Raw genomic sequence first — 12,677 nt, forward strand, 5'->3', positions numbered from 1 at the left:
TATTATGAATAAGACAAAAAATAAAAGAAATAAAAAATGGCTGGAGTATCTCATTTTTGGTGCTATAGCCCTTGTATTATATGCCACCGGTTTACATACTGAGGTTATCGGGTTTGCGCAGAGAGGCTTACTTGAAACAGGATTGATGAATCCTGATGTTACGGAAACAAGAGAAATGGCACAAGCGAGTACATCTGGACCCGAATCTATGGAAAAAATTAGCGAAGATCCGAAAGCAAACATGAATGTTCAACTTCGTGATCCGGAAGGAAATATAGTTTCTTTATCTGAATTTAAAGGGAAAGTGATTTTTATGAATTTTTGGGCTACTTGGTGCCCACCTTGTGTAGCAGAAATGCCCGCCATTGATAAATTATACGAAGAAATGGGAGATGAAGTGGCCTTCGTTATGCTGTCTAGGGATCAGAATTTCGATACCGCGGTGGCATTCAAAGAAAAAAAGGATTACGGGCTGCCAATTTACGAACTGGCAGGGCCGTTGCCAACTATGTATCAATCTTCAGCCTTGCCAACAACCTTTGTAATCGATGCTGAAGGAAATTTGGCACTTACGCATAAAGGAATGGCCGATTATAATACTGATGAATTCAAAAAATTTCTGAATAGTTTAAAATAAATTCAGAAGGTAATTAAGAGGTCATGACGATGTTTAGATTTATAATAGCTTTTATAATGCTGGCTGTGGGTACAAATACCTATGGTCAGCTTATGGAAGCGCCAGAGTGGAATGCAGAGATTTTAGAAGATACTTATATTCCAGGTGACACCGTCACCGCCAGATTCACGGCTAAAATAGCGGAAAACTGGTATATGTATTCCAGTGATTTTAGTAAGAACCTTGGGCCAACTGTCACCGAGTTTCATTTTGAAGACAAGCCTGAATTTAAGGTGGTAGGTGAAGTTAATCCCGTAGGAGCGAAAAGGAAGTATGATGAGCTTTATGAAGGAGAATACACGTATTTCACCCATGAAGCTGTTTTTGATCAGAGAATCCTGATTAAGAAAGTTGACCCGGTTATAAAAGCTGAAGCTTCTTACCAGATATGTTCTGATGTAAATGGGCAATGTATACCATTTACCAGTGAGATTTCTGTGACGAGTTTTAAAGAATCCCCTTCCGAAAAAAATAACGATGGAGAGGTATTTAAAATGGAAGCTTTTCAGAATGAATTTCAATCTAACACCAAATCTGAAGAAGGTTTTTCGTTTTTATTAGTATTCTTTTTTATTTCTTTTGGTGCGGGGCTGGCAGCTTTACTGACTCCTTGTGTATTTCCCATGATCCCAATGACGGTTACGTATTTTACAAAATCCAATGCAAGCCGGGCCAATGGAATAAACCAGGCTTTGCTATACGGTTTTTCAATTATCCTAATTTATACCTTGATAGGGACCGTTTTCTCTCTGTTGTTTGGAGCCGATTTTGCAAATTTTTTAAGTACTCACTGGTTTCCTAATCTGTTTTTCTTTTTTATCTTCCTGCTGTTTGCGCTATCTTTTTTCGGCTTGTTTGAGATTCGATTACCCAATTCATTTGTAAATAAAATGGATGCTCACTCTAATAAGGGGGGTGTTTTGGGTATTTTCTTTATGGCTTTTACTCTGGTGTTGGTTGGTTTTAGCTGCACAGGCCCAATTGCGGGCACCATTCTTTTGCAGGCTGCAAATGGGGAAACGCTTAAACCTCTTATTGGGATGCTAGGCTTCTCATTAGCATTTGCACTTCCATTTACATTATTCGCAATATTTCCCCATTGGTTAAAATCATTGCCGAAAAGTGGAGGCTGGCTTAATACTGTTAAGGTGATACTTGGTTTTATAGAATTAGCCCTGGCTCTTAAGTTTTTAAGTATCGTAGATCAGGTTTATCACTGGAATTTGCTTGACCGTGATATATACTTAGCCCTTTGGATCGTTATTTTCGCATTCCTCGGATTTTATTTATTAGGTAAAATTAAATTTCCACATGAAAAGAAAACCGAAAATACGTCGGTATACAGGGTCATTTCAGCCATTTTGGTTTTCACCTTCGTGGTTTACCTGATTCCCGGGTTGTTTGGAGCACCATTAAAACCATTAGCAGGATACTTGCCACCTATGAGCAGCCAGAATTTTGAAATGCAGGCTTCAGTTTCCCAAATAGGGAATGTAAGTGATAACAGTATCGCAAATTGCGGAACTCCTAAATATGATGAGCTTTTAGAATTACCTCATAATATCCAGGGATATTTTGATTATGAACAGGCTTTAGAATGTGCTCAAAAACAGAATAAACCTTTATTTATTGACTTTACAGGACATGGTTGCGTGAACTGTCGTGAAATGGAAGCCACTGTTTGGAGCGATCCCAGAGTACTAAAACGGTTAAAGAATGATTATGTAGTAGTGGCCTTGTATGTAGATGAGAAAACAGAATTACCGGAATCTGAGTGGTATGTATCTGCACATGATCAAAAAGTTAAAAAAACCATTGGTAAACAAAATTTGGATTTTATGATCCAAAAGCTCAATGCCAATGCCCAACCATATTATACACTGGTAGATAATAAAGGATCTTTATTAAGCGCACCAAAAGGTTATGATCTGAATGTTGAAAATTTTGTTGAATTTTTGGACAATGGTATACAGGAATTCCAGGGAAGACAAGGAAATAATATGGCTTCTTCCAGGATAATCCAGAGACAGAATGAATAGAACTTTAAATATTGAACAACCTATTATATCCGTAAATATTGGATTCTTTAAAAAGTGAATAACATGAAATTAAATATTTTATTTATAAACGATGTACATGGTTACATCGCTCCACATCCTGAGCTGTTTTATAATGAATCCGGAGAGGTTGTAGAAACTGCTGGAGGCTATGCCCATATTGCCGGCTTTGTTGAGCAAGTGCGTAAAGAAAATCCAAATACATTGTTCTTCGATGGCGGAGATTCCCTACACGGTACAAAACCAGTGGTAGATTCCGGCGGCAAAGTGATGGTTCCCATTTTAAACGCTTTAAAACTTGATGCACTTGTCGGACATTGGGACTTTGCCTATGGCCCAGATGTCTTAAAAGAAATAGATAGTCAGTTAAATTTTCCTGTCTTGGGCTGTAATGTATTTTCTGAAGATGGCTCAAATTTCATGCAACCCACAGCCTTGTTTGAGAAAGAAAATTTCAAAATTGGAGTGATTGGTATTTGTTCAATGATTGTAGATAAAGTAATGCCTACTGAGATGAGTAAAGGCCTGAAGTTTACTTCTGGTTTGGATGAAATACCAGAACATATAAAAGATTTAAAAGCCAAAGGATCTGATATGATTATTCTGCTTTCCCATAATGGATTTCCACAGGATGTGGAACTATTGCAAAAAGTAGAAGGTATAGATATCTGTTTGAGTGCCCATACCCATAACAGAATTTACACACCAATTGAGATCAATGGTGCAAGAATAGTACAGTGCGGATGTCATGGTGCATTTATAGGTAATTTCACCATCGAAGTTGAGGATAAAGAAATTAAATATTATGATTATGAGTTGGTTAGGGTTAATGCTTCTTTACCAATAAATCCAGAGATGGATGCAATGGTTCAGGATATTTTGAAACCATACACCAAGATGCGGACAGTTCCTATTGGTACTACCAGCAAGATTTTACATAGATACAGCACTACAAACTCTACCATGGATGAATTACTCCTCAGGGCAATTGCCAGTAGTACAGATACTGAAATTGCATTTTCTAATGGCTGGCGTTATGGAGCCCCTATTCCAAAAGGAAACATTACTGAGGATCACCTATATAATATTGCCCCAATGAACCCTCCTGTTTCAACTGTAGAACTTACAGGAGGAGAAATAAAAGAGATGTTAGAAGAAAATCTGGAACGTAGCTTTTCCTGTAATCCCTTAGGTCAAATGGGAGGATATGTAAAACGTTGTTCAGGGTTACAAATAAATCTTCGAATTGAAAATCCTAAAGGACATCGTATACAGGAAATATACTATAAAGGAAGACATATTGATTTTGAAAAAACATATAAGGTCAGTTTCGTTACAACTCAGGGTGTAGCTAGTAAGTATGGTAAGAATCGCAAAAAGTACGATAAAAATGCTGTGGAGGCGATGAAGGACTATTTAAAGAAGAATCCAAATTTCACACCAAGTAATGATGGAAACTACAGATTAATATAAACAATAGTTACCCGTCAAACACCTTTACAATACCAATTTTATTTTAATGACCTTTTCTTTTTTCTTTCACAAATCAACTTTTAATGAAGCGATATATCTTTTAATTTTTTTGAAATTTTGCTTATTCTCAAACCTTTTAGCTGCACAAGAAAATAAAGTTCATTTCAGTTCATGGAATAATATTAATTTAAATCTAGAACTAGAGAAGAATTTATCTCTAAAAAACGAAATTAAATTTCGTAGAACGAATTTTATAGAAACCTGGCAACAATTTCTTATCCGCCCAGCAATATTATATAGTATTAAGCCTGATATTCAGCTTGGGTTGGGAGTAACCTACAGTAAAAATTATCAATCATTTGAATTAGATATTCCTATAGATAATTCAGAGAAAAATATATGGCAGCAAATCCTATTTAAGCAGAGATTCGAAAATTTTATGATTTTTCACCGGTTTAGGTTGGAAGAACGGTTTAAGGAAAATATTATTGAAGATGGGGGAAGTCATCAGGTGAAGGGGTATAATTACAAAAACCGCCTTAGATATCGGTTTACAATTAAAATCCCTGTGGGAAACAAAAAAATATTTGAATATATAGCATTGCGATTTAAGGAAGAAATTTTGATGAATATCAATAAAAGTTTTGTTCCAAAAACTTTAGATGAAAACCGCCTGTTTCTGGGTTATGATATTCAAATATCCGAAAAAATGACTTTATCCTCCGGGTATTTGTACAGTTATAGTTTTGATAGTCTAAAAGATTCTCAAACTTCTAATAATATTTTAGAGACTACCCTGAAATTCACCTTATAAAAGGAAAAAAAAATAAATAATCTTGCTTGGTTAAGATTCTATGGAATTAAGGGATGAGTGCATAACCTTTCAATTGATAATGAGGCAATACAGTTAAAGCGGATAGTGCCATTTCAGTATATGCATTCATATCTTCTTTTTTTATCTTTCTTGAAGCCATGGCCTGGCCACAAACAAAAACTGTTACCCCGTTTTCTTTCAAAAGCTTCAATAATTCCATATTAGGGTTCTGTGTTTTAAATTGCTTTTTGTATTCTTCATGGGATAGGATAGCATAAGTCGCCTCTCCATGTAATATTGCCACAATATCTATCTTTTCATTAGCTACATTTCCGGCTTTTAATAAATTGAGCGTTCGCGCGATTTTCCATAATCCTGCATTCACACCTTCTTTCTCTTTTTCACTATCAATATTAAAAATCATTTTATAAGTGAGGGAGGTATCCGGTAGTTCAGCGGTATCGTCAAAATATTTTATTTTTCCGTAGCCATCTATAGTTGGTGTTTGCCATTCTTGAGCATTCATTTGAAAACTGATTGTAAGTATGAGTAAATATTTTAATAGATTTTTCATCAAAGTAGTTTTTGCAAAAGTGATTATTTTATGATAGTAACTTCTCCCATATTTTTGGGAATATCGATTTTAGTCATCTTTCTGAATTCATCTATTATAAATTCAGTAAGGACAATATTAGTTTTCTGAATATTCGTCCCCTTGGCAAATTCAACATAATTATGAATTCCGTTCAACATACCGGAATGTGTGGACACCTTGTATATCTCGCTATCTACAAGAGACAGATTTTTAATTTTTATATCCATTACCCGTTCTCCTATTGGTTTAGATAAATCAATATGATAATGTATTCCTGACGACTGTAGGAGGCCTCCAACTATCTCCATTTTATTCTTCGGCTTTAAATTCGTTGCAGTTTGTTCTAAAGTATTCTGAATCTGCGACCCAGTCAATTCAAGAGTAACAATCTTTGCAGGGTGAGGGAGAAGCTTGTAAATGTCTTCACTTGTTATATTTTCTTTTAGAGAAATACCATATCCAACTCCAGGAAGAAAAGCCACATCTGTATTATACTTTTCTCTCATCATATTAGTTACCACTCTGTCAAATGGGCTTTCAGATTTGTATTGTCTTCCTATCACTGTATCAGTTCGAGTAATATTTTCTTCCAGCTTCGTTAAATAAGCTGTTCGTAGTTTCTGAATCAATTGATCTGAATTCTGATCTGCGGTGTATTTATCATGCCATAAATAATGATATTGTGTATTGATACCCGTTAATTTTTTATTTGAAATAAGTAACTCGGTTTCTCCCAATACAGCTGCATCAGATAAAGCCTGAACTATGTAAGTCTGATTTATCTTTATAGGTGGTTCAATAATATCATGACTGTGAGCTCCAATAATTAAATCTATCCCATTTATTTTTTCAGCAATAATTTTATCTACAGCCATACCTTCGTGAGAAAGTAAAATAATGATATCGGCTTTTGATTTTAATTCGGAGAGATATTTTTCAATGGCTTCCAGGCCGCTGGTAAATTTCAGACCTTGGATATTTTTTGGATTTCCTGTTAAAGGAGTATTTCGATATCCTACTGGAAGGACTCCTATATTTAAGGCATCTCTATTAAACAATATGTAAGGTTCTTTAAAAATAGGATTACCTGTCTCCTGATCTATTACATTTGCTGCAAGCATTGGGAAATTAGCCATTTTCTCTAACTCACGGGTTCTTTTCAGGCTGTAGTCAAAGTCATGATTTCCCAAAACCATCAGGTCATAATCCAATTCGTTCATGATACGAATCATCGCTTCACCTTTAGTCAAATTACCCAACTGGTCATCACTGAATGTATCCCCACCATCCAGCAGAATTACATTTTGCGTCCCTTTTTCCTGTCTAATCGATTTTACGGCGGTTGTCATCCAAGCCATTCCCCCGATATCACCTATTTTATCAAACCTTGTGAGGTTGTCTATGGAATCGCCGGTTTGTGCCGTAGCGTTATCCAAAGTAGATTGAAAAGACATATAAGAGCCATGCATATCATTAGTATGCAATACTGAGATACGTTTGTTTATATCCGGCTTTTCAGCATTCATCGTACTTGTATCATTAGTTGTTTTACAACTATTAAAGAAAAGGGGAAATGATATTAATAGAAGAACAGATAACTTAAGTTGTGACATTTTATTCATTTGAAATTTCCTTAAAACTATCAAATATAAAACCTCTTTGACTAAACTTATGCAACATTTGTTACGTAGGTTTTTAATGGTATACTATATGTTTGAAAACCATAATATTCTCAAAAGTAATTTAAATTGAGTGATTTAAATATCTCAATATGAAGGATTTTAGATCTTTAATAAAATCCATTGCTTATTTTTTTGTTCCTTAATTGTACTTATAGTTGTATTTTTCTCGGGCGTATTACTATTTGAATTTAATCCTTCTTTATTTGTTAAAACTGAAATTTCTGCGAAAGACTGGAAACCCAAAGATACAGAAGCAGAATTAGCCTCAAGTTTTATGCCTTCGGATGTAAAATACGGCTATCAACTTATTGCAAAATCACCGAAGTACATGGAGCCTATGGCCGAAGATCCTGATATGCGTTATGCAGGAAATAACCTGGCTTGTGTAAATTGCCATTTGAAAGCAGGTACACAGGTGGGAGCAGCATCATGGATAAGCGTTACGGATCGTTTTCCACAATTTCGGGGAAGATCAAATAGTGAAGGAACCATTGAAGACAGGATCAACGGCTGCATGCAACGTAGTATGGATGGGGATAAACGCCCTGTTTTATCTAGGGAAATGAAATCGATTGTAGCTTATATGGAATGGCTGGGTGAAGGTTTGCCAAAGGAAAGAGAAAAAGAATTTAAAGATTTTCCTAAAATTTCCATTCCTGAAGTTGCGGTTGATCTGGAAAAAGAAAAGCATTGTTTATTAAAGAATGTAGCGTTTGCCCTTGCGAAAATGGAAAGGGGCAACGATTAGCGAATTCGGCAGAAGGTTATCAATATCCTCCACTTTGGGGACCAGACAGTTATAATAATGGAGCAGGGATGCATCGGGTAATCACCGCCGCCCAATTTATCAAGGGAAATATGCCATTCGGACAGGCAACATGGGATAATCCAAAATTAACCTATGAAGAGGCCTATCATTTGGCTGGATATATCAACAGTTTTGAGCGGCCTGAGAAAAGAAGTTTAGAAAAAGATTACCCAGATCTAAAATTAAAACCAGTTTCAAACCCGTACGGCCCCTGGGCAGATCATTTCTCCGCCACTCAACATAAATATGGTCCATATCCACCTATTATGGATTATTACCAAAGGGAGTACGGAATAACAAAAAAACAAATGATTAGATTCCTTTTTTTCTTTTATTATTATAGCCTTATTCCTGACTCACAATTTGATTTTCCAGGAAGTTATAGAAGAAAAAAAGCGCAGTTTTCTCTCAGGTCAGTTACGATCCTATTATATGAACACCTTTAATAAAGGTTCTTTAAGGGATTATACAGCATTAGCCATAGGAGGAAAGTTAAAATATCAGTACATCCCGAATGAAAATTTAGAGTTGGGAATTACGGTTTATAATTCTACAAATCTTGGAATACAGGATTTGACAATTCCTGATATGGAAATGCGAAAATTAAGTAGATATGAAGAAGGCCTTTTTAACCGGTTAAATTTAGATAATAAGGCAATATTTTTAATTGGCGAGCTCTATGCTAATTATAAAATTCAGCAGACGAATTTAGGCTGGGAAGAATGAAGATAAAATCCCCATAGGCAAACTCCAAAGATGGGAGAATGATACCAAGTATTTTTCAAGGGCTAGATTATCAATATAAAACCGGTAACACCACCCATTTCTAAGCAGGATTATTTAATGCGGTGGCGCTCAGGTCTACGGGGGAATTTTATGGGATTGGAGAAAGTATAGGTACGTATGCCGTGGGCAGGGACTGGAGTGGAAATCCGGCTCAATACGCCGGCAATACTGAATCAGATTTTCTTTTTATTGCTAATGCAAACTTTAAAATAACAGAAAACACAAGTATTGAAACCAGGAATTACTTTGTAGAAAATGTATTTAACTCTTTCTATTTAAAGCCAAGAATCGATATAAATGAAAATGTTAATCTTGAAATGGAATGGTTGCACCAGAACAAAATTGGTGAAGGCGGAAACCCGATAGATTCTTTGCGATATTTTAAAGCGAATTCATCAGATATTCTGGGAGCAAAAACAACATATATTTTAGCAGATAAATCTTCAATTTCCATGGGTTATGACAGGATTTTCCCTCATGGACAGTTTATTTTCCCACGGGAATGTGGAAGGGAATTTTTATTCAGTTTTCCGAAGAGGGAGCTTAGTGAAGGCTCTGCTCTGCAGACAATCATGCCTTAATTATGTATTCAGTAGATATTTTAAGGGATCATGGATCTACAAGTCAAACAATCCTTAGTATAGGCCATCAGTGGAAGCTATCTGTTCTGGATACTGAAGCAAACAAATATGCGGTACCTGATTATACCCAGATAAATCTTGATTTATTTTTCTTAGTTAAGCAATTGAAAAACTTAAAACCGGAACTCTTGTTTGTGACCAAATTTGCAAATGGGGATTTTCCTAACAATCCTAATTTTTACCTGAATAAAACAGATTTATTTCATGTAGATTTTATATTGAACTATAACTTTTAAAACATCTACTGAATACAGAAATTAAACTTTCACAATACTTAAAATTTATTAAATCAGAGTAATAATTCATAATTTCATTCCGGGCTGTTCAGCCTCGGATAAAATCCCCTTTAAGGTTTCAGTAATTTTTTTTGACAATTGGGTAAGTTCTTTAGAAGGAGACCAGGTGACACCGGTATCTTCAATGGAAACTTCTATATTTCCCTGTTCAACTTCTTTTACAGTTACAGAACAAGGCAGAAAAATACCGGTTTGTGGATCTTTTGAAATTGCACTGGAAGCCGTCTCCGGATTACAAACCGATAGTATAACCTGTGAGGGCATATCTTTTAAGTGGTCTTTTAAATAATCTTTTAGGTTTAATTCAAAAAGAATATCAAATTCCCTTCTTTTTAATGCTCCCTTTACGTTATCTAAAATTTCAGCAAATGGCTGAGAACCATACCGCTGACTTATACAATAAGCGGTATGTTGACTTTCAGTATAATTCTGGTTTTTCATCCCTTTCTTTCTGGCTGGATTTTTTCTCTCCATCTTTATATAATTGAAAAATTATAGCCTGGCTATTACTTGCTTTAACTTATCTCCGATTTCTGTGGCGACCTGTTCCAAGTCTTTGTTTTTTACCGCCTGCATAGATGCCATTGGATTTACCGCAGCGACTTCAATTTTTCCATTTCCCATTTCCTGGACAATAACATTACAAGGTAACATGGTGCCAATCTTATCTTCTGCTTTCAATGCTTTGTGAGCATAAGGGGCATTGCAGGCTCCCAGAATACGATACTTTTTAAAATCGATATCCAGTTTTTTCTTAAGGGTTTCGGTGACATTTATTTCAGTTAGTACCCCAAAACCTTCCTTTTCCAGTTCATCTGTAACTTTTTCAATTACTTCTTCAAATTCTCCCGTAATAGTCTTGTTAAAATAATATTCCATAACTGATATTTTTTTATTCCTCATAAAGATAAGAAGATATAAAAACTCTTAACGTAACGATTGTTACATAAAATTGAGGAATTTTCCAGTGTAACAAAGGTTACATGGAGTGGTATTTAATTCTCATACATTTGAATAATCTATGATAATAAAACAATCTATAGCAATTTTACTGATGATAATTTTTTCAGGAAAACTTATCACGGTAGATTCTGATATTTTCAGTTTTATACTGGATACTAATCAGGTAATCCTGCTAAATCCTTTCTGTGAAAGAAAAAATAATAATCTTAAGGAAAACGGAGACCATTTTGGAACCTCTTCTCCAATACAATTATCGAAACTAGCCAGGATCTATTCAAATAATTATCAGTTTACAGAAGAAATTAAAATCCCTGAAATTCGAGATCAGAATCTTAGGAAATTTTTTTATGTAAGGCCATTAATTTTAGGCGTTCATCCCAGAAAATTATATCCGCCTCCCAAATATTCATTAATCTCATAGGATTTAAAATGGTTTGGAAAATTATGTTTTTCAGCCTTAATTATTCACAAATTTTATTGAATTATATGAAAGCAACTATTCCTGTATCCTATAGATCGGTACAGCTATTTCGCATTTTACTTAGCGGAATATTTTTAGTGGCGAGTTTTAACCATATTTTGAATCTGGAAAAAACGCTAAATCGAATTGACCAGGCGAGGTTTAAAGGCATTGCCTATTTCTTTGGTAATCCTGAATATTTAGTGATCATATCGGGAATTGTTATGATGATCGCCGGATTTTGTCTACTTATCGGCTATAAAACCCGATTGGCGGCAATAGCTCTGGCGTCAGTGATAATACCAATTACTTTAACTGTCCAGGTAGGACAAATTCACACTTTAGGTCCTCTTTTTAAAAATATAGCCATATTAGGAGGACTTCTATTTTTTATATTAAACGATATTCAAACATTTAAAAAACAATAATTATGAAAAAGCTAATTCTAGGAGTATTTCTTTTAACACTCACATTTTCGAATACTCTAAACGCACAAACATCCAAACAAGAGGATCATTCACATAATTATGTGGTGCTTACGAAAAAGATCCCCCAACTTCAGCCAATTATTTTAACCGCTGAAGCGCTGGCGGAAGAAGATGGGAAGAGTTTCGGGGATTTCCAAGCGATTATCTGTGGAAAAACCGTAGAGGAACTTACAAACAAAGAAGTGATGATGGACTTTATTGAAAAAGCTGAAAAAGCTCACGTGAAAATTGTGGTATGTGGGTTCTCCTTAAAAAAGTTCAAAGTGAATAAAGAAGACATTCCAGAGGTACTTGAAGTGGTGGACAATGGTATTCTGCATGATTTTCAACTGCAAAAGAAAGGTTATTTGAGTATAGAACTCTAAATATTCAGTAAGTTAATTAGTTGAAGTATAAACCATAGGAGCTAAGGTTCTTATGGTTTATTTTATTTTTCTATCTGAATAGAATTTCAGGAAATTACAGTGCAAACTTAAAAAAGAATAAAAATAATTATTACTTTCGCATTGTCAATAAAATTTCGACTCTATATATTTGAAACTAATTAGAAATATATTGTTCTTTACTGCTGCCATCATCATGGTAGGCCACGATATTGTGCCCCATAATGATCTTGCAGAAAATAAAGAAAATGCTATTTCGCAGGAATCAATAATAGCTTCTCAACATATAGATCAAAAACATTCAGAATTAGGTCACATTTTTGAGCATTTTCAGCATTCTTCAAATGAAAGAGCTTTTGAATATGCAAATGGGATCGAAAAAAACCTGAATGTCAAAATTCAACTACTTCAAAATTCTGCTGCGATAATTGATATAGATGATCAATTCATTTGGTATAGCAATTTTGAAAAGCAACGTTTTCGGGATTATCCTTTAATTCCATATTTTTCTACATTATCATCTCATACCCTTCGGGGCCCTCCTATCTCGTAGTT

Annotated in this window: 17 protein-coding genes; 13 read left to right on the forward strand and 4 right to left on the reverse strand. The window is 34.9% G+C overall.

Annotation, left to right across the window (positions count from 1 at the left end; genetic code table 11):
• Positions 1-4 precede the first annotated feature (4 nt).
• From GFO_RS05955 to GFO_RS05970, 4 genes are all read left to right on the forward strand, one after another.
• Positions 5-637, forward strand: a complete 633-nt coding sequence (locus tag GFO_RS05955; protein WP_011709167.1) for a TlpA family protein disulfide reductase — start codon at positions 5-7, stop codon at positions 635-637.
• A gap of 29 nt (positions 638-666) precedes the next feature.
• Positions 667-2,715, forward strand: coding sequence for a protein-disulfide reductase DsbD family protein (locus GFO_RS05960; RefSeq protein WP_158308616.1), 2,049 nt, complete (start codon positions 667-669; stop codon positions 2,713-2,715).
• 63 nt (positions 2,716-2,778) lie between these two features.
• The gene (locus GFO_RS05965; RefSeq protein WP_011709169.1) at positions 2,779-4,206 is read left to right on the forward strand and encodes a bifunctional metallophosphatase/5'-nucleotidase; all 1,428 of its coding nucleotides are present in this window, start codon (positions 2,779-2,781) and stop codon (positions 4,204-4,206) included.
• A 109-nt stretch (positions 4,207-4,315) separates the two neighbouring features.
• Positions 4,316-5,020 (forward strand): DUF2490 domain-containing protein, encoded by a 705-nt coding sequence (locus GFO_RS05970; RefSeq protein WP_041250272.1) that lies wholly within the window; start codon positions 4,316-4,318, stop codon positions 5,018-5,020.
• A 46-nt stretch (positions 5,021-5,066) separates the two neighbouring features.
• Here GFO_RS05970 and GFO_RS05975 read toward each other — a convergent pair whose 3' ends face one another.
• Together GFO_RS05975 and GFO_RS05980 are read right to left on the reverse strand one after the other, a co-directional pair.
• Entirely contained in the window at positions 5,067-5,594 is a 528-nt protein-coding gene (locus GFO_RS05975; protein WP_011709171.1) for a DsrE family protein, read from the reverse strand.
• Positions 5,595-5,617: 23 nt separating this feature from the next.
• Positions 5,618-7,228, reverse strand: a complete 1,611-nt coding sequence (locus GFO_RS05980) for a bifunctional metallophosphatase/5'-nucleotidase (RefSeq protein WP_158308617.1) — start codon at positions 7,226-7,228, stop codon at positions 5,618-5,620.
• 343 nt (positions 7,229-7,571) lie between these two features.
• On the opposite strand from GFO_RS05980, the gene GFO_RS17850 reads away from it, so the two are divergent.
• From GFO_RS17850 to GFO_RS06000, 5 genes are all read left to right on the forward strand, one after another.
• Positions 7,572-8,045 (forward strand): c-type cytochrome, encoded by a 474-nt coding sequence (locus GFO_RS17850; RefSeq protein WP_011709174.1) that lies wholly within the window; start codon positions 7,572-7,574, stop codon positions 8,043-8,045.
• Complete coding sequence (locus tag GFO_RS17855; protein WP_188619038.1) at positions 7,988-8,551, forward strand: c-type cytochrome; 564 nt, start codon at positions 7,988-7,990, stop codon at positions 8,549-8,551. The genes GFO_RS17850 and GFO_RS17855 overlap by 58 nt, the downstream gene beginning before the upstream one ends.
• Entirely contained in the window at positions 8,538-8,831 is a 294-nt protein-coding gene (locus GFO_RS05990) for a hypothetical protein (protein ID WP_041250032.1), read from the forward strand. Before GFO_RS17855 ends, GFO_RS05990 begins: the two co-directional genes overlap by 14 nt.
• A 122-nt stretch (positions 8,832-8,953) precedes the next feature.
• Positions 8,954-9,472, forward strand: coding sequence for a hypothetical protein (locus GFO_RS05995; RefSeq protein WP_011709176.1), 519 nt, complete (start codon positions 8,954-8,956; stop codon positions 9,470-9,472).
• A 2-nt stretch (positions 9,473-9,474) separates the two neighbouring features.
• Positions 9,475-9,768: a hypothetical protein gene (locus GFO_RS06000; RefSeq protein WP_011709177.1), complete on the forward strand. Its 294-nt coding sequence runs from the start codon at positions 9,475-9,477 to the stop codon at positions 9,766-9,768.
• Positions 9,769-9,834: 66 nt separating this feature from the next.
• On the opposite strand, the gene GFO_RS17240 is transcribed toward GFO_RS06000, so the two are convergent.
• Positions 9,835-10,302, reverse strand: a complete 468-nt coding sequence (locus GFO_RS17240; protein WP_011709178.1) for a DUF302 domain-containing protein — start codon at positions 10,300-10,302, stop codon at positions 9,835-9,837.
• 18 nt (positions 10,303-10,320) lie between these two features.
• Positions 10,321-10,707 (reverse strand): DUF302 domain-containing protein, encoded by a 387-nt coding sequence (locus tag GFO_RS06010; RefSeq protein ID WP_041250033.1) that lies wholly within the window; start codon positions 10,705-10,707, stop codon positions 10,321-10,323.
• Positions 10,708-10,882: 175 nt separating this feature from the next.
• On the opposite strand from GFO_RS06010, the gene GFO_RS06015 reads away from it, so the two are divergent.
• From GFO_RS06015 to GFO_RS06030, 4 genes are all read left to right on the forward strand, one after another.
• A complete protein-coding gene (locus GFO_RS06015) occupies positions 10,883-11,212 on the forward strand; it encodes a hypothetical protein (protein WP_041250034.1) in 330 nt (109 codons plus the stop codon).
• A 65-nt stretch (positions 11,213-11,277) separates the two neighbouring features.
• Entirely contained in the window at positions 11,278-11,679 is a 402-nt protein-coding gene (locus tag GFO_RS06020; RefSeq protein ID WP_041250275.1) for a DoxX family protein, read from the forward strand.
• A gap of 2 nt (positions 11,680-11,681) precedes the next feature.
• Positions 11,682-12,104: a sulfur reduction protein DsrE gene (locus tag GFO_RS06025; protein WP_011709182.1), complete on the forward strand. Its 423-nt coding sequence runs from the start codon at positions 11,682-11,684 to the stop codon at positions 12,102-12,104.
• 169 nt (positions 12,105-12,273) lie between these two features.
• Positions 12,274-12,675, forward strand: a complete 402-nt coding sequence (locus GFO_RS06030) for a hypothetical protein (RefSeq protein WP_011709183.1) — start codon at positions 12,274-12,276, stop codon at positions 12,673-12,675.
• Positions 12,676-12,677: the final 2 nt, after the last annotated feature.

It is taken from the genome of Christiangramia forsetii KT0803 (assembly GCF_000060345.1).
GTDB lineage: Bacteria > Bacteroidota > Bacteroidia > Flavobacteriales > Flavobacteriaceae > Christiangramia > Christiangramia forsetii.